This is a genomic window from Cyanobacterium sp. T60_A2020_053, from assembly GCA_015272165.1.
GTDB lineage: Bacteria > Cyanobacteriota > Cyanobacteriia > Cyanobacteriales > Cyanobacteriaceae > Cyanobacterium.
Genome location: JACYMF010000105.1, coordinates 1 through 25,657, shown reverse-complemented (window position 1 = coordinate 25,657; position 25,657 = coordinate 1). Strand labels below are relative to the sequence as shown.

The following is a 25,657-nucleotide window of genomic DNA, read 5'->3' as shown; positions in this document are numbered from 1 at the left end:
CAATAACTAATAACTTTAATTTTATTTTTGTACCTCGTAACTATGAAAAACGCTATATCCCTCTTTTGTCACTACCCGAAAACATTTGCCATTCTGAAATTACAAGACCTTGATCACTAAACTACTTCAGAAGTTTTTAACTAATAACAATTATCAGAATTTAAAAATGGCTGAAACTATATCTATTAAAGCAACTTGATCGGAAAGTGACAGATCAGGGATATTTAGGGTTTGCTGAATAAATCAAAAACATTTATTCATAAGGGTTAAAACATAGTACAAACATTAAAAATCCCCAAAATTAGGCTTTTTTCGGGGAACAAGGAACTCAAAATACTGACTATATAAGCCTTATTATGAAACGCTTTATTGAGAGTATTTAATATGTTAGTTATGTTAGTACATATTACCTAGTGTCATTGTAATTCAATCTATCTTACAGCAGTTTTCAGATTAATGAACCACAATTCTTCTTATAAAGATCGGGCGATGCACCCCTCACCATTGGAAGGTGTGGTTTACCCAATTAAAAAGCGCTGTAAATGTAATCAGTTATCCTCATAAGATATTAGACAAAAGCAAAGAATAAATATTAAATTTGAATAATCTCAAAACCTTCTACTTAAAACCTTTGCCTCTGCCTATAATATCAAACTAAGAGCGATCATCCCCCACTTTAAACCTTTCCACTGAAGAAATTAAATCTCTAGCGATACCCACCAGATTCTGTAATGAACCAGCCACCCGCTGAGACTCTTGGGAAGTGGCTTGAGCGGTTAACTCTACCGCCTGCATAACCTTGGCTACACCCCGTGAGTTTTCCCTTTGTTCGTCTGTGTCAGCAGTGATAGAGCGCACCAACGCATCAATACGATTGGATACTTGAATAATATCCTCCAGCGCCCGTTTCGCCTGTTCAGAACGATCGGTTACATCCCTTACCTGTTGGATACCTTCTTCCATGGCCGTCATAACTGAGCCAGTTTCCGTTTGAATTTGTAATACGATTTGCTCAATTTCTTGCAAAGATTTCGCAGAACGATCCGCCAACTGGCGCACCTCATCCGCTACAATAGCGAAACCTCTACCAGCTTCCCCGGCGCGCGCCGCCTGAATAGAAGCATTTAACGCCAAAAGGTTAGTACGAGAAGAAATGTTAGAAATTACCGCTACGATAGTAGAAATTTGTTGAGATGCCTCCGCCAAACGTTTTACCTTTCGGGTAGTTTCTGACACCGTTTCCCTAATCTGTAAAATCCCAGCTACCGTTCTTTCTACCGCATCACCACCTTTTAATGCCGTGACACTGGAGGAGCGCGCTACCTCTTCCGCTTCCCGGGCGTTTTCTGCTACCCTCTGAATAGAATCAGTCATCATCTGTACCGAATTGAGCGTTACCGCCAACTCTTCCGCCATGCGTAACGCATCACTAGACTGATTTCGAGCAAATACTTCACTATCTGTACTCGCTTTATTCACCTGCACCGCCGCCTGTTTCACCTGACGAACGATTTTGCGCAAATTAAAAATAGTATTGTTAAAAGAATCAGCAACCGCCCCCAAAACATCCGCCGTTACTTCCGCTTTCACCATTAAATCACCCCTAGCAGCGCCCTCCACGTCATCCAAAAGGCGAATAACTTGCTTTTGTAAATCTTCCCTTGCTTTTTCTGTTTCTTCTACCCTTTTTCTAGCCTCAGCAGTGGTAGTTTTGATCATTTTTGCCATCTGATTAAAACTAGATGCCAAAGAGCCAAATTCATCTTGGGAATAAATAGTGATTTTCACATCATAATTACCTTGATAAATAGACTCAAACTGATTTTGCAACTCCGTAGTATATCGCTTAATATGGCGAGTTTGGAAATAACCAGCGCCCGTCGTCATCGCCCCAGCACTCACCCCCGTCAACAAACCTAGTAAAAATTTATTACCAAAAGATAGTCCCCGATTTTCTTCCGTAGAACCAGCAAAAATGGTACTAAAAACCATTACCGCTATGAAAGTGACAACACCAGTAACCGCGCCCTGAAGCAACTGTTTAGAGAGTAAAGGTAAATTATAATACTTGGATAAATTGCCCGTTGGCACTTCTACCTCTGGAGCAAAAATGACCGATGTGGGCAAACTAGCTATTTGAGGAGAAATTTGTGCCGTGCCAATTTCCTCATCATCAATATCTAGGGATAAATTTTCGCTGTCAAAACCAAAACTCCCGGTAATATCAGCGTCAAAACCACTATCATCATCGTCCCCATAACTCTCACTCCTTTGATCTTTAGTAAAAATACTTGATACCGGTAACTCATCGGCTGTAATATCGGGAATATCGTCCAACTCATCCGGCACAAAGAAAAAGTCATCATCATCATCCCCCATGAATGAACCATCGTTGTTGCCAGTGGTTTGCGGTAGCGGTGAAGTGCGCCCTCCAGAAGTCAGAGGCTCAAGAGCAGAACTATAATCCCCATAGTCATCATCTAAATCATCGAAAATATCTCCCCCCGTATTAGTGAGCATTTTTTCCAAATCACTCAACTCTGAATCTTCCTCAGAAGAAACAACGAAGGTGGGGGCGCCCGTCTCATCCCCATCAGAAGGCACATCGTCAATACCCCGTTTTTTCAGATCAACCTGATCGAAACTCAAGTCCAAGTCTTTGGGATGAAAATTGAAATCACTATCATCATCATTACTATCCACCCCTAAACCAAAAGACCGAGAAGGGGGGTCAAAACTAGCAGCCGTTTTTTCATCTTCCAATTCTTCATCTTCAAAACTAAAGGAATCTGATTCATTAGCACTGGTTCTAGGCAGAGTATCTTCCCTTAAGGGGTTATTTTGCTGAAGGGTCGGGTCTTCCACCTCCTCTTCTTCTAATTCTTCAGCATCCCAATCCAAATTATCAAAATTAATGCTATTAGTCCAATTATCCCCCACTTCATCTTCATCTAACTCCTCAATCTCATCGGCAAAATTAGGGTCGTCCAATTCCGCTGGATAGATTTGTTCTTCTTCAATTTGGGCTAAACCTTGTTGAGCTAAATTGACCAACTCAGAGCGATCAGTTAAATCTAAAACTTCTTCATAACTTATTTTCGCCTGACTGAAGTCTTCTCTCTGTAAGCAAATATGCCCCTTTAGTAGTAAAATTGTAGGGTCATCAGGATAATCCATGATCAGGTCATCTGTGATACTCTGAGCTAGAGTTAAATCACCTTCGAGATAAGCATTTTGTGCCTGTCCATATCTTTGTTGGTAGTCGCTTTCCGATGCCATTTGTTTTCTCCGTCCACTGCTATATTGTAGGTTTACTGAATAATAAAATTTAACGTCAACTAGGCTACCCAACGAGCGGATCGTAGAATAGCTATATGGTCTAATACTCTGACCCGATGATTTCTTCCCTCTAACCATTCCCCTTGTACATAGGGGGCAATGTGATCGGGCATTCCTTGAGGTATTTGTAAGTTTTCCACTTCTAACCAGTGGATCGCGCCTAATGATTGTACCGCTAAACCTAAAACTGTTTCCTGCTCTTCCACAGCAATGACGGGAACTTCTCCCCGATCAGTATTCAATAGATTGGGATAACCCAAAAACTGTCCCAAGTCTGCCACCCAGATAATTTCACCCCGCAGGTTTATGGTACCTAACAGTAGAGGAGAAGCATTAGGGATGGGAGTTATTTTATCTGGTTCTTGTTGCATAATTTCCCTGATGCCCAGTGCTGGTAAGGCAAATTCATCTCCAGAGGGCAGAATAAAACGAAGATGTGATTCTCCCTCCGGTGCTTCTACGGGCAGTTGTTCTTCTGCGCTCAAGTCAATAACTTGATCTTCCAAAGATTCGGGGAAATTTTGATTATCTACCATGGTCAATACTGTAGTTATGGGTGGTTAGTTGATTATTTTTTTACATTCAGTAACAATCATCTGTTCATCATGAGAAAATATTAGGGAAGATGATCACTAATTTACTTTCTTAATAACTGCTTGATGGTAGCAACTAATTCACTAGCTTGAAACGGTTTGGATATATAAGCATCCGCTCCCTGTTTCATGCCCCAGTAACGATCAAAATCTTCTTTTTTTGATGAACAGATAATTACAGGTACTTCTTTAGTTTTGGGGTTAGATTTTATTTGCCGACAAACTTCATAACCGTTCATCTTCGGTAAAATTATATCTAATACTACTATATCAGGAATCATTTGTTTTATTAATTCTAATGCCTGTTCTCCATCGGGGGCGCTGCGAACTGTTAGTCCTTTTTTCTTTAATAATTCTGTCATCACTTCTCTGGTGGATTGACTATCTTCAACCAATAACACGGTACTCATATTTTGTTTTTAACATTAATACTGTTAAGCTAATTGTATCTTTATCTTAATCATTCGAGAGAGTAAGTTTTGAGTAAAAAGTAAAAACTTTTATTTTCTTCGTCAGGTCATTATTAGTTGTTTATTATTAATAATTCATCATCTTCAAGCATTAATTATCTATGAGTGTCGCTTTGAGAAAATCTAAGCAATCATGCTTAAAAATCCTTTCTTCCACAAGTTTTCGCCGTTATAGGGAATTACTTTTGGTCTTGATTCCCCAAAATCTCCACACCCGTTATCGTGGTTCATTTTTAGGAGTTTATTGGTCACTCTTAAATCCTCTTACTATGACGGCTTTATACACGGCTATTTTTGGGGCTGCTTTTGCTTCTTATTATAATGATTCTATTCTAAATTATATGTTAGCGGCCTTCACTGGTTTATTGGTGACCAATTTTTTTAATAGTTCTACAACCCAAGCCCTTGGTAGCATTGTGGGTAATGGAGATTTACTAAATAAGGTTTATCTGCCCCCGGCGGTTTTTCCTTTGGCTATGATTGGGGTTAATATTTTTCAATTTGTGGTGGGTTCTTTACCCCTATTGATTATAGTCACTTTAATTAATAGTGATAATTTTTTCTCTGTTTTTTTGTTATTTTTTCCTTTTTTCTGTCTTGTTCTAGTCTGTACAGGCATCGGTTTGTTAATGTCGGCTTTGTATGTTTTCTTCCGTGATTTAGGTTATTTCTATGAAATTGCTACTTTTGTGGTGTGGATTACTAGCCCTGTTTTTTATCCTGTCGACATTGTACCCGAAAGGATACAACCTTTTTTGAAGTTTAATCCCCTTGTGCCGATTATTGAGAGTTTTCGTTTGATTAGTTTACAAAACAGCGCCCCTCCTCTTAATTATTATCTCTGGAGTTTATCTAGTGGCTTAATCATTCTTGCTCTTGGTTGGTTTTTCTTTCATCGGGTGAAGGGCGCTTTTCTTGACCTCTTATAGCAGGGCGTTTTCATTCTCAAAAATGTTAGTTTCTCAAACTAGCCAATAATCTGAAATTCAGAGGTTTTTAACTACTAATAAATCAATTAATAGTAAAAAATCCTCCTGTCTCCCTGAATCTCCCCCCTTTTTAAGGGGGGTTGGGGGGGATCATCCTTATATTGTCTTCTTGTCAAAAACAAATCAATTTTGATCCTGACTTTGAAAACACCCTGCTCTTATAGTGGAAAGGGAGAAGGGGAAGCAGAGGGAGAAAGGAAGATAATTAATAGTTTTTCATTGTCAATTATCAATTATCCATTTATCCATTGCCCATTAATAACTAGCCATTTCAAGTTAAAATAAGATTATGAAAGCTCAGTATTTCATAAATTTTATCTTGAAAAACTAGCCAAATTATAATGATAATAACAGATACAACCGCAATTAGATACTATCAAAAATTAACCGATGGTCTGGTAGATTTGTGGGCTAGGGGCAGTCGCTATGATGAACTAAGAGTTTATATGGAAGGATACTTGGCTTGTTTACGTCAAACGAATCTAGTTGAACCCTACTTAATTCATCGCTTGGAGGAGGAGGCTTTTCGTTTTTTGCGAGATCCATCTAACTTTGAGTTGGCAATGCCCCAAATGCAACCAGAGCATGACTATTACTAAAAAAAAGGCGTAGCCCTGCCACGCCTGTATATTCACTTAAATAATTGGTTTTTCTACTCCCCTTCTTCTTCTTACGGGAGGTTGAGGGGCGCGGTGAGGAGAATCACTAACAAGATTGGGGGGATTTGCTTTAAAGTTATTTCTCCCTCTTCCCCTACCTTCTTCTTCATGAATTTCTAAGTACAAGTTATCTCCAGCCATTTGGGCGGCAGTTTGTAATACTGTTCTAATTGCCTGAATATTTCTTCCCCCCCGACCATAAATCTTACCTTTTTCTTTATCTTCTAGGGCTAAACGAATCCATACCTTCTTGGTACTCGCCAGATACTCACAGTTAAAGCTGAGTAACTCTGGAGACTCTAACAATGGTTCAACCAAAAAACGAATTAGCCCATCATAATCAGGTGCGTTATGGTTTTCTAAATTCGATAATGATTGATTATTAAGCATTGACCTGTTCAAAAACTTTAGCTTTGTCTAAAATACGGCGCACAGTTTCTGTTGGTTGAGCTCCATCTTTTAAACGGGTAACTATTGCTGGCACATTTAATCTGGTTTCGTCAGTGCGAGGATTATAAAATCCTAATTCTTCTAAAGCTCTGCCGTCACGACGGTTACGACTATTAATAGCGACAATACGATAACTTACTTCTCTTTTTTTTCCTAATCTCTTTAAGCGTAGTTTAACCATAATAATTTTTTACTTATTTTTTCATTTATCCAATATTGACCTATACTATGATACTGAAAAATGTCCTTAATTGCTACAAACTACTTAGGGTAGTAATGCGTAATTATCACCATTTCCCCCTCTTCTTCCCTTTCTTCCCTTTCTTCCCTTTCTTCCCTTGTTAGCCCATAATTTGGGGAACTCTAAAAAAGTCATCTTCTCTTGCTGGGGCTGAGTCTAGCAAACTTTCTTTTTCTGGTGAAGGGCGCTTCTTGTCAGGGCGCATGATGTTACTCACATCGATAGCTCTCGTCGTTGGTTCAACTGTACTGGTATCTAATTGATCTATTTGTTCAAAGTAATCGAGAATACTATTTAACTGTAAGCCAAATTCTTCTTCTTCGGTGCTACTGATTTCTAAACGAGCAAGGTTAGCAACTTTTTTGACTTCTTCTTTACTAATACTCATAGGTTAACTGGCTACTTTTTATTAGATTCTATCACGGTAAGGGTAAAATTCATAAACCTCTCCAGAAATACAGGCAAGATGCCTGTATCACCGTGCAACAATCCTAATTGTTGGAGAAGTCTATTGCTTACTGAATTGTGAAGGAAAGTTTATGTTTAAGCATTAATGCTCAGATCAGGTCTAAGATCAAAATAAAGGAGCATAAGACACAAAGTTATTAGAATCTTAGATCGATCTTTGCTTCCCATAAGATGTATTTTATAACTCCTTATTTACACCTAATTGTTAAGGAGTTGTTATGAGCGAAACTAACCAAAATTTAGCTAACCTAGAAACTTTAATTAGTGAAGTTAAAGAAGCTCAAAAAATTTACGCAAATTTCACACAAGAACAAGTAGATCGTATTTTCAAGCGCGCGGCTTTAGCTGCTAATGATGCTCGTATTCTTTTAGCGAAGATGGCTTGTAGTGAAACAGCCATGGGAATTATTGAAGATAAAGTAATTAAAAATCACTTTGCTTCTGAAATTATTTACAATAAATATCGAGATGAAAAAACTTGCGGAATTATTGAAAAAGATGATTTTTATGGCATAGAAAAAGTAGCTGAACCTATTGGCATTATTGCTGGAATTATTCCCACTACCAACCCCACTTCTACGGCTATTTTTAAAACTTTACTAGCCCTGAAAACTCGCAACGCTATCATTTTATCTCCTCATCCACGCGCCAAAAAATGCACCATAGAAGCCGCTAAAATTGTTTTAGATGCAGCAGTAGCCGCCGGCGCCCCTCCCCATATCATCAGTTGGATTGCTGAACCCACATTGGCAGTGTCTCAAGCCTTGATGCAACATCCTGATATTAAGCTAGTTTTAGCCACAGGTGGACCGGGTATGGTAAAGGCGGCCTACTCATCCGGGCATCCTTCCTTGGGGGTGGGCGCTGGAAATACCCCTGCTTTCGTTGCCAGTAGTGCTGATGTGAAAATGGCTGTTTCTTCCGTCATGATTAGTAAAACCTTTGATAACGGCACGATTTGCGCTTCTGAGCAATCGGTAATTGTGGATCAGAGTATTTATGATGAGTTTAGGACAGAATTTGCGGTGAGGGGCGCTTATTTCGTCACAGGAGAAGAAACCGAGAAATTAAGACAAGTCGTCTTGAAAGATGGTCATTTAAATGCTGATATTGTGGGGCAATCGGTGTTAAAAATCGCTGAATTAGCCAATATCATCATCCCCCCAGAAACAAAATTATTGATTGCAGAAATCGAAAAAATCGGTTTTGATGAGCCTTTATCCTACGAAAAATTATCCCCCATCCTCGCCATGTATCGAGCTGAAAACTTTGAAGATGGCACAAATAAAGCGGCACAATTAGTGGAATTTGGTGGTAGAGGTCACACTTCCGTGATTTATATTGCCCAAGATGATCATGAGAAAATCGAGTATTTTGAAGAAAGAATGCAAACCAGTAGGGTTTTAGTTAATACTCCTTCTTCCATGGGCGCTATTGGGGATTTATATAACTTCCGTCTCGATCCTTCTCTTACTCTTGGTTGTGGCAGTTGGGGCGGTAACTCTGTTAGTGGTAACGTGGGAGTAAGCCATTTACTCAATATTAAAACTATTACTGAGCGACGGGAAAATATGCTCTGGTTTAGAGTGCCTCCCAAAGTATATTTTAAATATGGTTGTTTGCCTGTTGCTCTGGGAGATTTGAAGGGAAAACATCGCGCTTTTATCGTCACTGATCATCCTTTATATAATCTCGGTGTTACTAATAAAATTGAAAGCGTTTTAGAACAATTAGGCATTAAATTTGATGTGTTTTATGATGTTGAACCTGATCCTAGTTTAGCCACTGTTAATCGTGGTTTAGAGTTGATGAAGAGTTTTAATCCTGATGTGATTATTGCCATTGGTGGCGGTTCGCCCATGGATGCCGCTAAAATTATGTGGTTATTATACGAACATCCCGACATTGAATTTGAGGGCATCGCCACTCGTTTTATGGACATTCGCAAACGGGTATATGATTTGCCACCATTAGGGGAAAAAGCTATTATGGTAGCCATTCCCACCACTTCTGGCACAGGTTCAGAAGTAACGCCTTTTGCGGTGGTGACGGATGAGCGCACGGGCGCTAAATATCCTTTAGCTGATTATGCTTTAACCCCTAATATTGCCATTGTTGATCCTGAATTGGTGTTGCATATGCCCAAAAGTTTAACGGCTTTTGGTGGTGTTGATGCTTTAACCCATGCTTTGGAGTCTTATGTGTCGGCTTATGCTACGGAATTTACTAGCGGTTTATCTTTAAAAGCTATTGGTTTAATTTTTGACTATTTGCTGCGCGCTTATGAAAATGGGGCGAAGGATATTAAGGCAAGGGAAAAAGTCCATTATGCGGCAACTATTGCTGGGATGGCTTTTGCCAATGCGTTTTTAGGGGCGCTGGATGCTTTAGCGGAGGAAGCCTTTGATGATCAATGCACTGGTAGTAATCCCCGTTATCCTCTCATTAAGGATATGAAGGATTTATATACTACGGCTTATTTTGGCGCATAAATTAGGTGGGTTGAACAATGTTCAACCCCTACAAGGGGATATTGAGAGGTGGAGGGCGCTGGGTTGGTATCGTTACCCACCGTGTAATGAATTACACGGAACCAACGGGCAAATCGTTCAATGAATTGAACTAAGATGGTATTTATTATCTTTTGGTGTGGCAATTAAGAGTTCAATTTATTAAACGAAAAATTCTGTAGCCGTGAAATTTATTACACGGCGATATTAAACGATAGTCGTAATATTTTGGGTGTGATGGAGGGCGCTGATGGGGAGGTGATTTGTCAATTACTGATCAAAACTAGGAATTTATAAGGCTTGAAACCTTTGCCCCTTGCCCCCTGCCCTTTGCCCTTCACTTCACCACTCCACTTTTTCACCAAACCTTACTTATTTGCTGTTTTGGGCAAAGGTAATGGCGTTGGTTAATCCTTCGGCAAAGGTTAAGGGAGAGTAGTTTTGGATATGTTGCAGTGATGCTTCCCCCATGGCTTTTAGGTTACAGTGAGGGGCGCTAATTTTCATCATTAAATCACTTAATTCTTTTATATTTTCTGGATCGAAACCAAAACCATTAACTCCTTCTCTGACTAAATCATTAAAGCATCCACAACAACGAGAAACGATGACGGGTAATGAAGCGCCCATCGCCTCATTCACGACTAATCCCCATTGTTCTTGTTTACTAGCATGAATGAAACATTGAGCATGACCAAAATAGGGTAATAATTCTTGTTGTTGTAAAAAACCTGTTAAATGTATATAATCTTTTAATTCTAAATCTGTAATTAATTGTATAATTTGTACTTTTAACTCTCCATCACCACAAAGTATTAAATGCCATGGGTTGTTGCTTTGTTGATGATATTGATGATAGGCATGGATCAGGTTAAAAAGATTTTTTTTAGGTAAGAAGCGATTAACAGTGAGAAAATAAGGGAAGGTGAAGGGCGCTGGTAATTTCTTAATTACGTCAGGGTGAAAAGTTTGGTTATCTACCACATCATATCCCGTAAAAATCCCTTCGGGTTTCATGCCTAATTTAATTAAATAGTCTCGGTGTAATTTACCGCCGACGTGCGCTGATTGATACGATTTCAGCCATAATTTTTTCGCCTTTTCTACCAACCATTTACGACTGCTATCATCTTCTTTCGACTCTGACATCAAGACTACGGGGAAGCCAGAAGCACGAAAAACAAGAGTAGCTAATATCATTATTTGACGATGATAACCAGCTACTACTAAAACATCCGGGCGAAATTGTCTTAATTTATTAAATAATTGTTTGGCAATATCTGAAAAACGAACCTCATCTAATTTATGATTACCTAGTAAAGAAATTATTGGTACATCATTATCAGTTAATTGATTTTGCCATTGATAATCAATACCATCTCTGGTGATTTCCATGCCCATAACTTCCCAGTTTTTCGACTTGACATGATCTCGTAAAGCGTTGACGCGCGCTAGATGATAATGACTATAATTATCGAAAAATACCAAGATTTTCGTCATAGTTTTTTCTGGCTAATATTGCTAATTTGATTATTTTCCAAAAATCCCTTGAGGGCGAAATAATAACACCGCAATCATTACTAATAAAGCTATCCCTAACTTATATTCAGCGCCCACCACCGACACACTCATCTCTTGGATTATACCAATAACCAAACCTCCAGCAATGGCGCCATAGGGATTACCAATGCCACCGAGAGTAACCCCAGCAAACATCGGTAAAATTAAAAACCAACCCATATTCGGGCGCACCACCGTGATTAAACCATACAACGCCCCACCAAAAGCCGTTAATACCGCCGTCAAAATCCAAGTAAATAAAATTACTTGCTCCACATTAATACCCGAAACCCTAGCCAAATCGATATTATCCGCCACCGCGCGCATCCCCTTGCCGATTTTGGTATTCTGTAAAATAAAATGTAAAGCCACAATAGCAATAACCGTAAGAATCACTACCAAAACACGAAAATAAGCGATTCTAACGCCACCAATATCTAGCGCCTCCACTAATGGTAAATCATAGTTTTGATTAGCACTACCCCAAATCAATAAAATACCATTGCGCAAAAATAATGCTAAACCGATGGAAATAATAATTAAAGTTGTATCACTAGCCCTTTGATCGCGCATGGGCTTCCATAACAACTGTTCTCCCAACAGCATTAGCACTATTGTACCAATAACTGCAACTACCATAGAAAGCCAAATATTGACACCACTGCGATTAACTAACCAAGTCAAATAAGCGCCCACCGTCAAAAAATCCCCGTGCGCAAAATTGGACAAACGCAAAATTCCCATACTTAAAGTTAAACCTACCGCCCCTAAAGCGATAATACTACCCACCGCCACACCATTAAAGAGAGTTTGTATTACATCCATTTGTCGTTCAAATATTAAATTTTGCTAAAAATTGACCTAATTTGATGGCACGTTAAAATATTAGCAGTACAATGAACAAAATAGTCTAACGACAGTGACAATCACTGACTATAATAGAAAATGACTTTGTAAAAAACAAAGCAAGTAAATTTTATTAACCCTTAGTAAATAGTAAAAAACTTTCGCATATTGGAGAACTTAAACAAAGCCTGTGACCTATAGTACTAACAAAAAAAATCAAAGAGATTTACCGAAGATTAACGATAACATCCGTTTCCCGCAAGTCCGTGTGATCGGTGTGGATGGAGAACAGTTAGGCATTCTCGACACCAGAGACGCTAATCGCATGGCAGATGAAAAAGAGTTGGATTTAGTCCTTGTTAGCGAAACTTCAGACCCTCCTGTGTGTCGAATTATGGACTATGGTAAGTATAAATTTGAGCAGGAAAAAAAAGCAAGGGCAATCAAGAAAAAACAGCACACTGCCGATGTAAAGGAAGTGAAAATGCGCTACAAAATTGATGAACATGATTATCAGGTGCGCGTTAGTCAGGCTAAACGCTTCCTTGCTTCCGGTGATAAGGTTAAAGCTACCATTAATTTTCGAGGTAGGGAGGCACAACACGTTCATCTCGGACAAGAATTATTAGAGAGAATGGCTCAAGATTTAGCTGAATCGGCAGAAATTCAACAAAAGCCGAAAAAAGAAGGGCGCAATATGATTATGTTTCTTTCTCCGAAAAAACAAGTCTAGTTTTGAGTGACAGGGAAGAAAAGCAGGAAAGGGGAGATGGGGAAGACTGCGAGATGTGCTGATAATAATTCATAATTCATAACTCATAATTCATAATTCATAATTCATGACACAATGGCATCACATAGAGGGGTCTATCACAGCCCCTAAAGGGTTTCAGGCTGTAGGGATCACCGCAGGGCTAAAAAAGTCTAAAGCTCCTGATTTGACCCTTATTTATTCGGAAACAGAGGCAATCGCTGGGGGTCTATTCACCATGTCAGAGGTGAGGGCGGCCTGTGTGGATTATTGTCGGCAACGATTACAGCACAACAAAAGCGCCCGTGCCATTTTATGTAATGCTGGTCAGGCAAATGCGGCCACGGGAGAACAAGGTTGGCAAGATGCCATTACTTCGGCGAATCGCATTGCGGAGTTACTTAATATTTCTCCTGATGAGGTGTTATTAGCTTCTACGGGGGTAATTGGACAACGGATCAAAATGGATGCCATGTTGGGTGCTATGCCTGAATTGGTGGCGCAGTTGTCCTCTGAGGGGGGAGAATCGGCGGCGCGCGCCATCGTCACCACTGATCTAGTGCCAAAATCCATCGCTTTGGAAACCATGATAGATGACCGCCCGGTGCGTATTGGTGGCATTGCTAAAGGTTCGGGGATGATTCATCCTAATATGGCAACGATGTTGGGTTTTGTTACCTGTGATGCCATGGTTTCTACTCAGCTATGGCAGGATATGCTTAAACGGGCGGTGGACGCTAGTTTCAATCAAATCACGGTGGATGGTGACACTAGCACCAATGATACTATTATTGCCCTCGCTAATGGTCAATCTCGCACTCCTGTTATTACCACAATGGATGATAATGGGCGTAAATTACAGGGAATGTTAACGGAAGTGTGTCAATATCTGGCGAAGGCTATTGCTAGAGACGGGGAGGGCGCTACTTGTTTGATTGAAGTACAGGTGACGGGCGCTGAAGATGATGCTTCCGCTAATAAAATCGCTAAAACCATTGTTGGTTCTTCCCTCGTGAAATCTGCTATTTTTGGACGTGATCCCAATTGGGGCAGAATTGCGGCGGCGGCGGGGCGCGCTGGAGTTAAGTTTAACCAAGATGATTTAAGGATTAAGTTAGGAGATATTCTCTTAATGGAATTTGGTCAACCTTTACCTTTTGATCGTCAAAGTGCTAGTAATTATCTACTACAAGCCTCCCAAGGAGAATACCTTAAAAGTGATACGGTGTTAATTTCTGTAGCTGTGGGGGAGGGCGCCGGGGTGGGGTGCGCTTGGGGTTGTGACCTCAGTTATGATTATGTCAAAATTAATGCTGAATACACTACTTAGGTGATGCTGAAAAAGTATTTTATTGAGGGGAGGTGTCGCGGTGAAATGCTTATAAATTAAAGAGTTAAGCTAAATAGTTATTTCTCATAAATTGCTCATTTGTATCAATAATTTTTGATTGGCATGGAAAAAATATATTGAGTAGGTCAGCAAAATTAATTGGGTATTTTCCTGTTAACGTGGGGACGTTGCATGCAACGTCCCTACTCTAATTTTTTTATTTATTATACAATTCAAATTATTTTATGAGTGAACAATGGTGGGAAATAAAAGTTAATCATCTTCCCGAGTTAGAAGAAACTATTTCTTGGCGCTTACAGGAGTTTGGTTGTCGTGGTACAGCTGTACTAAAAGAAGATGATGAGTTGTGTATTAAAGGTTATGTGCCTTCTGTTACCATAGCGCCCCTCGACCTGTCAGCTTTAACTCTGTGGTTGCAACAAGATTTTACCCTTGCCGGAGTAGATTTACCGCAAGTATCATGGCGTTTGATTAATAACGAGGATTGGAGTAGTAGCTGGAAACAACACTGGCAACCCATGGAAATTGGGGAGAGATTTTTGGTTTACCCTGCTTGGTTTGAACCAGAGGCGAGGGGCGCTAGATTAATCATTCGTTTAGACCCCGGATCAGCTTTTGGCACAGGAGTACACGCTACCACTCAACTATGCCTAGAATCGCTGGAAATGCGCCTTGACGACAATGAAAACTCCGATATAACCATTGCTGACATCGGTTGTGGTTCAGGTATTTTATCCATCGGCGCCCATCTCCTCGGCTCAAAAAAAGTCATTGCCACCGATGTTGATGCCCTTGCCGTCAAAGCAACCAAAGAAAACAGCGCCCTCAACCACATTGATGATATTACAGTTTTTCAAGGTAGCCTAGGGGAAGTTAAAGAAAAATACGGACAAATATTTGATGGTGTAGTATGTAATATTTTGGCTGAGGTGATTAAAATTTTAATCCCTGATTTTGCCTCTATCGTCAAAGAAGGGGGATGGATTGCCCTTAGTGGTATTTTAGTAGAACAATCCGCCGAAATTAGTGATCTTTTAGTAGAATATGGTTGGACAGTTGCAACTGTGTGGAAAAAAGATAATTGGTGTTGCATTAACGCGCGCCGTTTACCAAGCAATATGAGGGGTATGTAATATCAAGTTCGGATAATTAGTTATAAAAGATTATATCTTCGCAATTTACCCACCGTGTAATGAATTACACGGAACCAACAGTATTCCGTTCAATAAATTGAACTAAGATGTTGATATTACTAATTTGTAAGTGTTCAAACGAACTTGAGATAAGAGGTTATTTTTAACAGTATCACTAAAAAATATGTCAAAATTTTAGTATGAACACCACTAAAAAAAGACAATGTTACTACAACCCCACCAGCGCGCGAAATTAGATGATAGTGACGATGGCTTATTCTATGCCATGCCTCGTTTTGTTACCCATGTGGACGATAGTTTTATTGAACAATTAACGGAACTATATCGAAAATTATTAAAACCCAACAGTCGTATTTTAGATTTAATGAGTAGTTGGGTGTCTCATCTTCCAGCTGAAATGCAGTTTTCTCATGTGGAAGGTCATGGTATGAATGAGGCAGAATTAGCAAAAAATCCCCGTTTAGACCATTATTTTCTACAAAATCTTAATCAAAATTTACAACTTCCCTGCCCTGATGAAGATTTTGACGCTGTATTGTGTACCGTTTCCATGCAATATTTGCAATATCCTGAAGCTATTTTTGCGGAAATTGGGCGCATTCTCAAACCTGACGGGGTGGCTATTTTTAGTTTTTCTAATCGGATGTTTTATCAAAAAGCTGTCACCGCTTGGCGTGATGCCACCGATAGACAAAGAATATTTTTAGCTAAATCTTACTTCCAATCCACAGGGCAGTTTAAGCCTCCAGAAACGGTGATTCAAGTGCCTGAAACTCCCACTTTCCTCAAAATGTTGGGCATGGGCGCTAATGACCCTTTTTATGCTGTTTATGCTTATGTAAATAGGGCTTGATGAAAAAATGGCTTCAGGGAGAGGAGGTGTCAGGTTTCGGGTGTCGCGGTGAAATGCTTATAAATTAAAGACCTTCGCCAAACGGAATAATCTTGGTAGGGGTTGAACATTGTTCAACCCTCATGGTTTAAATTCGGGCAACTCCTGCTTCTCGGGCTGCCTGTTGCACTGCAGCCGCCACCGTAGGCACAATGCGACTATCAAACACAGAAGGCACAATGTGTTCTTTATCTAATACATTCGGTGGTACAAGGGAAGCGATGGCGCGCGCCGCCTGTAGATACATTTCTGTGGTTAGGGTTGTGGCGCGACAATCCAGCGCCCCTCGAAATAGCCCGGGAAAAGCTAAAACATTATTAATTTGATTGGGGTAATCACTTCTACCCGTAGCGATAACGGCGGCATCCTGTTGGATTAATTCTGGTTGGATTTCGGGGATAGGATTCGCCATGGCAAAGACAATACAATCAGTAGCCATGGAGCGCACCATGTCAGGAGTAACTACTTTAGGGGCGCTAACACCGATAAACACATCGGCGCCCTTCAACGCATCAGCAAGATTGCCAGTTTGAGCGACAGCGAAAGATTGTTTTTCAGCCGTCAAATTCTTTCTATCTTTACTGATAATCCCCTTAGAATCACACAAGACAATACCGCTACAATCAGCTTTTTGTAATAAACGAGCAATGGCCACACCAGCCGCGCCAGCGCCATTAATCACTACCTTGATTTTTTGAATGTCCTTTTTGACAATTTTCAGGGCGTTAATAAGTGCCGCCATGGTGACAATGGCAGTACCATGTTGATCATCATGAAAAATAGGAATATCCAACTCCTCTTGTAATCGGCGCTCAATTTCAAAACAACGAGGCGCAGCAATATCTTCTAAGTTAACTCCCCCAAACACAGGAATCATATTTTTAACCGTTTTGATGATTTCCTCCACATCCTGAGTGGCTAAACATACAGGAAAAGCATCAATATCCGCAAATTCCTTAAATAACATCGCCTTGCCTTCCATGACAGGTAGCGCCGCTTCAGGTCCTAAATTTCCCAAACCTAGTACAGCAGAACCATCGGTAACAATGGCAATGGCATTACTTTTGATGGTGAGGGAAAAAACATTTTCCGGATTATCCGCAATGGCGCGACAAATGCGCCCGACACCCGGCGTATAAGCCATAGCTAAATCAGAAGAAGAACTAATTTTGATACGATTTTGGATGTGAATTTTCCCTCCCCTATGAATATCAAAAGTGCGATCGCTGATATGTAAAACTTTGATTTCTGGTAAGGCTTTAATGGCTTGAACAATTCTCTCGGCGTGTTCGGTGCTAGATGCGTCAATATGTAATTCTCGGCGGGTAATTTTCAAACTGCGCTCGATTAATAATACTTCTCCTAAGCTACCACCCACATCAGCGATGGCTTGAGTAACTTTCGCCAGTGTCCCGGCTTTGTTGAGTAATTCTAAACGGACGGTTAAACTAAAACTAGGATTGGGAGTTAATTCTGCCATTATTTTTAACGGTTGATGTAATTGGATGTTAGTATCCAATAAATTGTATATCTTTTCTCGTTATTCACCTTGTCAACTGTTACACAGAAACCATAGAAATAGTATTTTGTCTTCCTCCTACACCCCACCGTGTAATGAATTACACGGAACCAACAGGTTTACGTTCAATAAATTGAACTAAGATGTTGAGATTACTCAATTATTTTCCCTCTTCCCTCTTCCCTTTTACAATAAGATAATTCTCACAACTGATTTAGGATTGCTATATTAATTATTAATGAAAAAAACTTTTAAAAAACTTAAATATTTGTTGGTTGCGGTGATGTGCGCTGGGCTAATTGTCGCTTGTAACACCAGCAATAATACTAATCTCAACCCATGGGAGACGGTAAAGGAAAACGGGCGTATTAGTTTTGGCACTACTTTAAAACCGCGCACTTTAGACCCTGCAGATAGTTATGATCTGGCTGGAATGAATATAATTTATAATGTGGGGGAAAGTCTCTACACTTATGAGTTAGGCTCAACTAATTTAACTCCTCTCCTAGCTACGGATTTACCTACTATCAGTGATGATGGTTTAGTTTATACCATTCCTTTGCGTGAAGGGGTGAAGTTTCATGATGGAGAGGTATTTAATGCTGAAGCCATGAAGTTTTCCCTCGATAGATTTATTACTAATGGTGGGAAGCCCTCTTTTTTATTAGGGGATATTGTTTCAGAGGTAGCAGTAACGGGGGATTATGAGTTACAAATTACCCTCCAACAACCTTTTTCTGCTTTTCCTGCTTTGTTGGCTTTCCCGGGCGCTTGTGCCATTTCCCCAGCCAGTTATACCATCGGTGAGGGCGCATTTAAACCTAATGAGTTGGTGGCGACGGGTGCTTATCGTTTAAGTAGTTTTGATAGTGATGGGGTTAAGTTGGATGTGTTTAGCGATTATTGGGGGGAAAAACCTCTTAATGAAGGGGTAGATTTACAAATTTATGGTGATAACCCCGCCAATCTCTATAATGGCTTTTTGACGGGCGCTGTGGATGTAGCTTATCAGTCTTTCGCACCCGAACAAACTTTGGATTTATTGGCTAAAGCCCAGAATGACGGGGCATTTCAAGCCATCGAGGGGCAAGGCACGGTAATTACTTATTTATCTATGAATCTCAATCAAGCGCCCCTCACCGCTTTACCAGTGAGACAGGCTATCGCTTCCATGGTAAGTCGAGATTTATTAGTAGAAAGGGTAGCACAAGGTTTATCGGAGCCTTTACATAGTATGATTCCCTCTGCGTTTGAAGTGTCAGCGCCCGTCTTTGCTCAATCTTATCCTGATAGTAATTATGAACTAGCCAAACAATTATTAACGGAAGCTGGTTATTCTGCAGAAAATCCGGCAGTGATTGAATTGTGGTATCCTTCCACATCGCGCCCTCGTGCCGGTATTGCTAATACTTTACGGGCGCTGGGGGAACAGGAGTTAGATGGTATGATTAAAATTGAGCCTCAAGGGGTGGAAAGTGCCACGGCTTTTAGTAATTTGGGGAAGGGCGCTTATCAAGGCTTTTTAGGTGACTGGTATCCTGATTTTCTGGATGCTGATAATTATATTCATCCTTTTCTCAGTTGTAGTGAAGGTAATGATAGCACTGGATGCACGGCGGGGGGCGCTCAAAATCAAGGCTCTTTCTTTTACAGTCAATCCTTAAATGATTTGATCAATCAAGCCCGAAAAACTAATGACAGTCAGCAACTGAAGGAAATTTTTGCCCAAATTCAAGCAATTTTGGTGGAAAATGTGCCTTATATTCCCCTTTGGCAAACCAAAGAATATGCTTTTGCCCAAAAAAATCTTTCTGGGGTGGTGATTAATCCTAGTCAGACTTTTCCCCTCAAAAATATTACTAGGGTTGAGTGATTTTTCTTATTCTTTTGGTGTGGGAAATTGGTTAACTATATCTATGCTAAGGTGGAGGGCGCTGGCTACTTGTTCTCTACTTAATCCTAACTTTAATAGTTCAGGTATAGTTTCCATTTTGCCTTCGAGTTTGCCTTTCATTGCTCCTTGTTTTTCTCCATCAGCAAAAGTTTCTTGATAAAAACGAGTCTTTTTAAAGTCTGTTAAAGTAAACATTTTATCTAATTCCTCCCTTGAGTATTGCTTAAATTTATAGATTAAAATCTTTTCAACTAATTCTATGGTATTTTTTCTTTTTGTGGTATTGTCAATATTATTCTCAGTTAACTCAAACAGATATTTTACTTGAGTTTTAGCTTTTTCTTGTTCTGCTACAATTAATTTTACTATTTCTAGTCCAATATTATCAGTGGGTTCAGGTTCTAGTTTGTCAAGATAAACTATCTCTAGTTTCCCTAATTGTCGGAAACTTTCATAATACTTTGGTAGAGGATAATCTAATTTCTGATTTGCCCACAATACCAGCGCCCGAAAGTCGTTAGGGGGCTGATATTGTCCTAAGTACATAAATATTTCTGTAAATAAACGTTGATATAAGTTCTGATCATTTTGAAATTGTACTTCTACAAAATAGATGGGTTGATGGATATTATCAGTGAGAAAAACCCCATCAATTCTTTTTGATAGTTGTTTTAATTCTTGGGAGAGAAATTGATATTCTTGAGCTAATTCAGATGGTAAATTAAGTAAACTAAAGAGAGTTTCTGGTAAATATTGAAATAGTTTATAAAAGATAGAATCAGTTTTCATGCCCTTATTTTTTCCCGTGACTATTTTTATTTTACAGTGGAGGGCGCTGTTATTATATTATCCGTAAAGAAAGGAAATATAGGTTTTGATTTATTTAAGACTGCTATAAATTTAAAGTAATTTCTTCCACTTGTCCTATTTGACCAACTTTTTGGGGTGTTTCCTCATTGACACTTAATAATATTCCTCCCGCATTTCCAGCGCGAATAGTTAGCTCTTTTTTTGCTTTCCATTCCCTTTCCGTGCCTTTCTTTAATATCCCCTCAAATTCTTTCTCTCCATCCACAACAATTCTTATCCAAGAATCATCTTGAGCTTTTATTTTTACATTTAATTCATCTATTTTTTTAGGCTCATCAGCTTTTTTTTCTGCGGCGGTAATAGCCTGATTATTTTCTGAATTATTACTGTTAATTTCTTGAGTAACTAATTTGTCATTAGTATTAATTTGTTGATCGCTAGAATTATCAATAATAAAAAAATTAGGCTGTAAAATATCATTAAGACTACCCATAGAAACAAAAATTAGTAGTCCGTAAACTACATAAAGATATTTGGTATTTATTTTTAAATTAAAGTTAAATTTCTTTCTTTGTTTGAAATATTTTTGCTCAACAACAACTTTTTTATCAAGATTAAAATTAAGAACTAAATTTTCGCCATCTAAATGAAGAAAGTTAGCATATTTTTTGATCAATTCTTTTGTAAATACAGGCTCAGGTAAGAGGCTTAAATCAGCATTTTCCAGCGCCCGTAACACAGTCAGAGTAATCTTAGTTTGATGAGAAATAGTATCTAAATCATAATCTAAAGCATTACGCTGATTTTTTAAAACAGAACTGATTTTATTAAGAAATTCTTGTCTTTCTTGTTCTGGATCGATGGTATCTTGTTCTTTAGACTTAAAAAAATTCATATAACCCCCCCTATGTATAAATAACTATCGTTAGCTTATTTTTAACGTTTTTTGTCAATTTTTTCACTAAAATTTATTGATTTTTAGCTAACCTAATCAATTTCTGCACCTCTTGGGCAGTTAAATTACGATATTCCCCCGTTTTTAACTCAGCTAACTTGATAAAACCGATAGCTTGACGGTGTAAACTAACCACAGGATAACCTAACAATTCAGCAATACTACGAATTTGACGATTACGCCCTTCTTGTAAGGTGATTTCAATTAAACTGCGAGTATTAGTGATTTTTTTAACGGTGATGGGCGCTGGGAGAGTCATTTTTCCTTCCCACACAAAACCCTCTGACCATTTTTTGATCACATCTTCCTTAATTACTCCATCTAACCATACTTGATAAATTTTTGGCACATGGTAACGAGGATGAGTCAAAGCGAGAGTAAAATCACCGTCATTACTAAGAATCAGCGCCCCTGAAGAATCCCTATCTAGTCTTCCCACGGGATGAATACCTTGCCCCCATTTTAGCTCAGGAGTTAGCAAATCTAACACTGTAGTTCTTTTTTTTGGGTCATCACAGCTACAGATTACCCCTTTGGGTTTATTCAGTAATAAATAGGTGGATTTCGGTAGTTGGGAAGTTTTTAAAACCTTTCCAGCCACTTCAATTTTATCTCTTTTTATATCAGCTTGATGTCCTAAAGTGATGACAACCCCATTAACTTTTACCTTTCCAGCTTCGATCATTTTTTCGGCTTCCCGACGGGAGGCAATACCCCATTGACGTAAAATTTTTTGAACTCTTTCTGACATTTTTTCCTTTTCTCTTTGTGACAATTTTCAAAGAGTAACACTATTTATTATACCTAAAAAAATTCTCTGTTATTATTCAGTTAATAATTATAATCTAATCGTTAATTGATGTAAAAAATGCGGCGTAAAATTAACAATTTATTGGGGACTTTTTTTGCTAAATCAAGAAAAATAAATGATGAACCGATTAATAAATTTAGTTTAATTGTCATCATTATTATTGATCTATTTATTTTGTTTAATGTTTTTTCTGGTTTGAACGACATCGGGCGCTGGTATATCAGTCCTAATGAGGCTTACCCTTGTTATTCCAGTTGGCAAAGTTATCAAAATAGCGATGCTTCAGAAAAAGATTATCAATTTATTAAAGAAGCCCTTGATCAACGAAATAGCTTAACAACTTCTATTATTGAGCGTAAAAACTTAGGTACTATTTCGCCTCTTTGCATAGAATTTAACCAAGTTAAAACACAGCTTAATCAAGCTAAAAATCAAGGTTTTATAAAAATAATTACTGACAAAGAAACAGAAACTAATCGCATCCTTGAAGCAACTCGAACTATTCGCTCTCAATATGATTCTACATTACTGGAACAAATCGCAGGACAACCAAAAGAATTATCAATTAATGAAGTAGAGGCACAACAAGCGAGAAAAGAGATTGAAAAGAATAATCAAAAAATAGGTCAATTAACAAAAGAAATCAACCAAGCCAAACAAGATTTATTAAGACAAGAAGAAAGTCAAAATTATCTTAACTTATTAAAATCTTCCGCACAATTTACCACTGTTGAAAATGGTTATGAAAGGGCTTCTTTTTGGTATCCCACTATTCAACTCATATTACAAGTTTTCTTTCTAGCGCCCCTCATCCTCATTGGTTTATTTATTCACAAGGGAGCTGAAAATCGAGGAGATGGTTTACTAGCATTAATGAGTTGGCATTTATTGGTAATCTTTTTTATTCCTTTAATTATCAAATTTTTTGACTTTTTACAAATAGGGGTATTCTTTGAATTTTTATTAGAATTTGTTCAAGTATTTCTAGGAGGATTAGTATTTTTAATTAATTATCTGTATATCTTTATCATTCCCCTAGTGGGATTTTTGATGATTAAATTCTTTCAAAAAATAGTTTTTAATACCAAAAATCAAGCGAGTAAAAGAGTAGAAAAATCAAAATGTCTGCGTTGCGCCAGAAAAATTCCCCCTCAAAGTGCTTATTGTCCTCATTGTGGTTATAATCAATATGTGGAATGCGTAAATTGTGATAATTCTACTTATAAACATCTAGGCTATTGTGTCCATTGTGGCGCTGTTCAAAATACAGAATCATCAACGTAGTACAAAAAAGGCTAAGGAGGGGTTGATGAAAAAGTAGAGTCGTGAAGGTAATGGACAATTCACAATGGATAATTGACAATGGATAATCATGGGTTTTCCCACCTCACAGTAGTATCTATTATTTTCTCATGTATAACCAAGAAGACTACCCCCTCCTCCCACCAAGACGCCCTAAAGCACCTCCCGAAAGAAGGGCTTATGCTTTTTTAGTCGATTTTATTTTAGTGTGGCTATTATCCTCTTTGGTAAAAAATATTTTGGCTGAATTGTTGGTATTTCTTCTGCTATGGTTAACTTTGCGTGTGGTGGTAGTTGACAAAAATCAAGGTCAAAGTATCGGGCGCTGGGCATTTGACCTAAAAATTAGTAACTTTGAATCAAATAAACAGCGCCCTCCCCTCCTCACTTTACTAAAAAGAGAAAGTATTGTTGCTGGGGTGGCATTTCTGGCAATGATTGGTTTAAAAGTCAACTTTCGTGACTTTCTTTTGATGCTATTATTTTTAGCGCCCCTCATCGCAGATGCCTTCACCGCTTTAACTGATGATGAATATAATCGCACTTTTCATGACCGTAATGCTAATACGGTAATTATTCAAACTCGGCGCGGATATTCCCTCGATTTAAGACTAAAAAAATGGACAAAAGAAATTAAACGTAACTGGCAACGCCGACAACGTAAAGATTAAAAGAAATTAATGATTGAATATTTCAACCTGGTTATTAATACAGATGTATATGTAATACCATAAATGTTCTGATACGTTTATGCAGAATAAAACGGCATATACCGTAATAAACTGCAATAGCATTTGAGTAAAATACTCAAAAGGAGGTATCCCTCAAAGCCTTAAAAAATATTTTTAAGACACTTATGTTATCTGATTTAACAGACTGCTTCACCCACGGAAGCGTTAATAGTATTACTATCCTATTTTTGTAAGGTACTTCCCCAAAAGGGGCAACCAAAATCTCCCTTTATCGTACATCAAATATTACTTTTCTGAAACCGAAATCGAATACTTTCACAAACTTTTTATTTATTTGTCCTTTTATGTCATTTTATATCCGTTTATATAGAAAATCTAAGATTTAGTAAATCTCTCCTCAAACAGGTTCTGACACTAGCAACCCAATTAAGCTAAGATTACGTTAGTTGTTAGCAATAATTCATGGTACAAGAGAAAAAATTAGGTTGGTCTTTAGATTACCGAAACCCCGACGTAATCAGGAGTATGATGCCTTTGTGGGATTTTTTATATAAATATTATTTTCGGGTGGAAACCGATGGTTGGGAAAATATCCCCGATCAACAAGTTTTGTTTGTCGGTTCTCATAACGGCGGTTTAACAGCGCCCGACATGGTCATGATGATGTATGATTGGTTTCGGCGTTTTGGGGTCGAAAAGCCTGTGTATGGCTTAATGCACCCCAGTGCATGGACTCTTTATCATGGGGTTACTGATTTAGCTGCTAAAACTGGAGCGGTGATAGCGCACCCCAAAATGGCCATAGAAGCTATTGAGTCGGGTGCTAATGTGTTAGTGTATCCGGGGGGCGCTCAGGATGTCTTTCGTCTCTATACAGAACAAGATAAGATTAAGTTTGTCGGTCGTAAAGCATTTCTGAAGTTAGCAATACGTTATTCTTTACCCATTGTACCGCTTGTGTCGAAGGGCGCCCATGAGAGTTTAATCGTTTTAGCTGATATTTATGAATATATTAAGCAAATTCCTGATTTTGGCTTGTTTAATAATCTTTCCATTCTTGATCCTGAAGTTTTCCCCATTTATCTCGGTTTACCTTGGGGAATAGCCTTTGGTCCTATCCCTAATATACCTTTTCCCACTAAAATTTACACAAGAGTATGTCCGCCAATTTATTTTGAGCGCTATGGTTTTTCTGCTAGTAAAGACAAGGATTATATTGACGAATGTTATCATCAGGTAGTCAATGCGATGCAATATCAACTAGATGATTTATTTGCCAATCATTAGGATGCAAAGTTTATATTATCTTGAAATGTGAGTGAAAGACCCCCGTTGAATTTCTCAACAAAAAAATACCCACTGAAATCAACGGGGGATGTAAACGAACCAACAAAAAAATCG

Annotated in this window: 23 protein-coding genes; 11 read left to right on the top strand and 12 right to left on the bottom strand. The window is 38.6% G+C overall.

What is annotated here, in order from left to right; all coding sequences use genetic code 11:
• Nucleotides 1-654: 654 nt before the first annotated feature.
• From IGQ45_13775 to IGQ45_13765, 3 genes are all read right to left on the bottom strand, one after another.
• Entirely contained in the window at nt 655-3,279 is a 2,625-nt protein-coding gene (locus IGQ45_13775) for a HAMP domain-containing protein (GenBank protein ID MBF2058245.1), read from the bottom strand.
• A gap of 59 nt (nt 3,280-3,338) precedes the next feature.
• The gene (locus IGQ45_13770; GenBank protein ID MBF2058244.1) at nt 3,339-3,875 is read right to left on the bottom strand and encodes a chemotaxis protein CheW; all 537 of its coding nucleotides are present in this window, start codon (nt 3,873-3,875) and stop codon (nt 3,339-3,341) included.
• A 101-nt stretch (nt 3,876-3,976) separates the two neighbouring features.
• The gene (locus tag IGQ45_13765) at nt 3,977-4,342 is read right to left on the bottom strand and encodes a response regulator (GenBank protein ID MBF2058243.1); all 366 of its coding nucleotides are present in this window, start codon (nt 4,340-4,342) and stop codon (nt 3,977-3,979) included.
• Between the two features lie 161 nt (nt 4,343-4,503).
• Here IGQ45_13765 and IGQ45_13760 point away from each other — a divergent pair, with 161 nt between their 5' ends.
• Entirely contained in the window at nt 4,504-5,331 is an 828-nt protein-coding gene (locus tag IGQ45_13760; protein ID MBF2058242.1) for an ABC transporter permease, read from the top strand.
• A 404-nt stretch (nt 5,332-5,735) separates the two neighbouring features.
• On the top strand, nt 5,736-5,990 hold the full coding sequence (locus tag IGQ45_13755; protein ID MBF2058241.1) for a hypothetical protein: 255 nt from the start codon (nt 5,736-5,738) through the stop codon (nt 5,988-5,990).
• A gap of 36 nt (nt 5,991-6,026) precedes the next feature.
• On the opposite strand, the gene IGQ45_13750 is transcribed toward IGQ45_13755, so the two are convergent.
• From IGQ45_13750 to gatC, 3 genes are all read right to left on the bottom strand, one after another.
• Nucleotides 6,027-6,440, bottom strand: a complete 414-nt coding sequence (locus IGQ45_13750; protein MBF2058240.1) for a KH domain-containing protein — start codon at nt 6,438-6,440, stop codon at nt 6,027-6,029.
• A complete protein-coding gene (gene rpsP / locus IGQ45_13745; GenBank protein ID MBF2058239.1) occupies nt 6,433-6,681 on the bottom strand; it encodes a 30S ribosomal protein S16 in 249 nt (82 codons plus the stop codon). The genes IGQ45_13750 and rpsP overlap by 8 nt, the downstream gene beginning before the upstream one ends.
• Nucleotides 6,682-6,841: 160 nt before the next feature.
• The gene (gene gatC / locus IGQ45_13740; protein MBF2058238.1) at nt 6,842-7,129 is read right to left on the bottom strand and encodes an Asp-tRNA(Asn)/Glu-tRNA(Gln) amidotransferase subunit GatC; all 288 of its coding nucleotides are present in this window, start codon (nt 7,127-7,129) and stop codon (nt 6,842-6,844) included.
• A gap of 298 nt (nt 7,130-7,427) precedes the next feature.
• On the opposite strand from gatC, the gene adhE reads away from it, so the two are divergent.
• Complete coding sequence (gene adhE, locus IGQ45_13735; GenBank protein MBF2058237.1) at nt 7,428-9,701, top strand: bifunctional acetaldehyde-CoA/alcohol dehydrogenase; 2,274 nt, start codon at nt 7,428-7,430, stop codon at nt 9,699-9,701.
• 390 nt (nt 9,702-10,091) lie between these two features.
• On the opposite strand, the gene IGQ45_13730 is transcribed toward adhE, so the two are convergent.
• Both IGQ45_13730 and IGQ45_13725 read right to left on the bottom strand, forming a co-directional pair.
• The gene (locus IGQ45_13730; GenBank protein ID MBF2058236.1) at nt 10,092-11,219 is read right to left on the bottom strand and encodes a glycosyltransferase family 4 protein; all 1,128 of its coding nucleotides are present in this window, start codon (nt 11,217-11,219) and stop codon (nt 10,092-10,094) included.
• A gap of 30 nt (nt 11,220-11,249) precedes the next feature.
• Complete coding sequence (locus IGQ45_13725; protein ID MBF2058235.1) at nt 11,250-12,104, bottom strand: branched-chain amino acid ABC transporter permease; 855 nt, start codon at nt 12,102-12,104, stop codon at nt 11,250-11,252.
• A 211-nt stretch (nt 12,105-12,315) separates the two neighbouring features.
• Here IGQ45_13725 and IGQ45_13720 point away from each other — a divergent pair, with 211 nt between their 5' ends.
• From IGQ45_13720 to IGQ45_13705, 4 genes are all read left to right on the top strand, one after another.
• Nucleotides 12,316-12,858 carry a translation initiation factor IF-3 gene (locus tag IGQ45_13720; GenBank protein ID MBF2058234.1) on the top strand — a complete coding sequence of 181 codons (543 nt, stop codon included), beginning with the start codon at nt 12,316-12,318 and terminating at the stop codon, nt 12,856-12,858.
• 106 nt (nt 12,859-12,964) lie between these two features.
• The gene (argJ, locus tag IGQ45_13715) at nt 12,965-14,206 is read left to right on the top strand and encodes a bifunctional ornithine acetyltransferase/N-acetylglutamate synthase (GenBank protein MBF2058233.1); all 1,242 of its coding nucleotides are present in this window, start codon (nt 12,965-12,967) and stop codon (nt 14,204-14,206) included.
• 245 nt (nt 14,207-14,451) lie between these two features.
• Nucleotides 14,452-15,360 (top strand): 50S ribosomal protein L11 methyltransferase, encoded by a 909-nt coding sequence (gene prmA, locus IGQ45_13710; protein MBF2058232.1) that lies wholly within the window; start codon nt 14,452-14,454, stop codon nt 15,358-15,360.
• Nucleotides 15,361-15,583: 223 nt separating this feature from the next.
• Complete coding sequence (locus tag IGQ45_13705) at nt 15,584-16,234, top strand: methyltransferase domain-containing protein (GenBank protein ID MBF2058231.1); 651 nt, start codon at nt 15,584-15,586, stop codon at nt 16,232-16,234.
• 127 nt (nt 16,235-16,361) lie between these two features.
• On the opposite strand, the gene IGQ45_13700 is transcribed toward IGQ45_13705, so the two are convergent.
• Complete coding sequence (locus IGQ45_13700) at nt 16,362-17,504, bottom strand: NADP-dependent malic enzyme (protein ID MBF2058230.1); 1,143 nt, start codon at nt 17,502-17,504, stop codon at nt 16,362-16,364.
• Nucleotides 17,505-18,030: 526 nt separating this feature from the next.
• Between IGQ45_13700 and IGQ45_13695 the strand changes: the two genes are divergently transcribed.
• Entirely contained in the window at nt 18,031-19,665 is a 1,635-nt protein-coding gene (locus IGQ45_13695) for a peptide ABC transporter substrate-binding protein (protein MBF2058229.1), read from the top strand.
• Nucleotides 19,666-19,671: 6 nt separating this feature from the next.
• Here the strand turns inward: IGQ45_13695 and IGQ45_13690 are convergent, their stop codons facing one another.
• The 3 genes from IGQ45_13690 to IGQ45_13680 all read right to left on the bottom strand — a co-directional run bounded on the left by IGQ45_13690 (nt 19,672) and on the right by IGQ45_13680 (nt 22,202).
• Nucleotides 19,672-20,475, bottom strand: a complete 804-nt coding sequence (locus tag IGQ45_13690) for an Rpn family recombination-promoting nuclease/putative transposase (protein MBF2058228.1) — start codon at nt 20,473-20,475, stop codon at nt 19,672-19,674.
• 103 nt (nt 20,476-20,578) lie between these two features.
• Entirely contained in the window at nt 20,579-21,391 is an 813-nt protein-coding gene (locus IGQ45_13685) for a helix-turn-helix domain-containing protein (GenBank protein MBF2058227.1), read from the bottom strand.
• Between the two features lie 73 nt (nt 21,392-21,464).
• Nucleotides 21,465-22,202, bottom strand: a complete 738-nt coding sequence (locus IGQ45_13680) for an rRNA pseudouridine synthase (protein ID MBF2058226.1) — start codon at nt 22,200-22,202, stop codon at nt 21,465-21,467.
• 117 nt (nt 22,203-22,319) lie between these two features.
• On the opposite strand from IGQ45_13680, the gene IGQ45_13675 reads away from it, so the two are divergent.
• From IGQ45_13675 to IGQ45_13665, 3 genes are all read left to right on the top strand, one after another.
• Entirely contained in the window at nt 22,320-23,546 is a 1,227-nt protein-coding gene (locus IGQ45_13675; protein ID MBF2058225.1) for a hypothetical protein, read from the top strand.
• A gap of 128 nt (nt 23,547-23,674) precedes the next feature.
• Nucleotides 23,675-24,235, top strand: a complete 561-nt coding sequence (locus IGQ45_13670; GenBank protein ID MBF2058224.1) for an RDD family protein — start codon at nt 23,675-23,677, stop codon at nt 24,233-24,235.
• 483 nt (nt 24,236-24,718) lie between these two features.
• Nucleotides 24,719-25,543 carry a glycerol acyltransferase gene (locus tag IGQ45_13665; GenBank protein ID MBF2058223.1) on the top strand — a complete coding sequence of 275 codons (825 nt, stop codon included), beginning with the start codon at nt 24,719-24,721 and terminating at the stop codon, nt 25,541-25,543.
• Nucleotides 25,544-25,657: the final 114 nt, after the last annotated feature.

Bases quoted from the DNA above. Each gene is read 5' to 3' on its own strand.
- IGQ45_13775 (MBF2058245.1), bottom strand. From the start codon at position 3,279: ATGGCATCGGAAAGCGACTACCAACAAAGATATGGACAGGCACAAAAT.
- IGQ45_13770 (MBF2058244.1), bottom strand. From the start codon at position 3,875: ATGGTAGATAATCAAAATTTCCCCGAATCTTTGGAAGATCAAGTTATT.
- IGQ45_13765 (MBF2058243.1), bottom strand. From the start codon at position 4,342: ATGAGTACCGTGTTATTGGTTGAAGATAGTCAATCCACCAGAGAAGTG.
- IGQ45_13760 (MBF2058242.1), top strand. From the start codon at position 4,504: ATGAGTGTCGCTTTGAGAAAATCTAAGCAATCATGCTTAAAAATCCTT.
- IGQ45_13750 (MBF2058240.1), bottom strand. From the start codon at position 6,440: ATGCTTAATAATCAATCATTATCGAATTTAGAAAACCATAACGCACCT.
- rpsP (MBF2058239.1), bottom strand. From the start codon at position 6,681: ATGGTTAAACTACGCTTAAAGAGATTAGGAAAAAAAAGAGAAGTAAGT.
- gatC (MBF2058238.1), bottom strand. From the start codon at position 7,129: ATGAGTATTAGTAAAGAAGAAGTCAAAAAAGTTGCTAACCTTGCTCGT.
- adhE (MBF2058237.1), top strand. From the start codon at position 7,428: ATGAGCGAAACTAACCAAAATTTAGCTAACCTAGAAACTTTAATTAGT.
- IGQ45_13730 (MBF2058236.1), bottom strand. From the start codon at position 11,219: ATGACGAAAATCTTGGTATTTTTCGATAATTATAGTCATTATCATCTA.
- IGQ45_13725 (MBF2058235.1), bottom strand. From the start codon at position 12,104: ATGGATGTAATACAAACTCTCTTTAATGGTGTGGCGGTGGGTAGTATT.
- argJ (MBF2058233.1), top strand. From the start codon at position 12,965: ATGACACAATGGCATCACATAGAGGGGTCTATCACAGCCCCTAAAGGG.
- prmA (MBF2058232.1), top strand. From the start codon at position 14,452: ATGAGTGAACAATGGTGGGAAATAAAAGTTAATCATCTTCCCGAGTTA.
- IGQ45_13705 (MBF2058231.1), top strand. From the start codon at position 15,584: ATGTTACTACAACCCCACCAGCGCGCGAAATTAGATGATAGTGACGAT.
- IGQ45_13695 (MBF2058229.1), top strand. From the start codon at position 18,031: ATGAAAAAAACTTTTAAAAAACTTAAATATTTGTTGGTTGCGGTGATG.
- IGQ45_13690 (MBF2058228.1), bottom strand. From the start codon at position 20,475: ATGAAAACTGATTCTATCTTTTATAAACTATTTCAATATTTACCAGAA.
- IGQ45_13685 (MBF2058227.1), bottom strand. From the start codon at position 21,391: ATGAATTTTTTTAAGTCTAAAGAACAAGATACCATCGATCCAGAACAA.
- IGQ45_13680 (MBF2058226.1), bottom strand. From the start codon at position 22,202: ATGTCAGAAAGAGTTCAAAAAATTTTACGTCAATGGGGTATTGCCTCC.
- IGQ45_13675 (MBF2058225.1), top strand. From the start codon at position 22,320: ATGCGGCGTAAAATTAACAATTTATTGGGGACTTTTTTTGCTAAATCA.
- IGQ45_13670 (MBF2058224.1), top strand. From the start codon at position 23,675: ATGTATAACCAAGAAGACTACCCCCTCCTCCCACCAAGACGCCCTAAA.
- IGQ45_13665 (MBF2058223.1), top strand. From the start codon at position 24,719: ATGGTACAAGAGAAAAAATTAGGTTGGTCTTTAGATTACCGAAACCCC.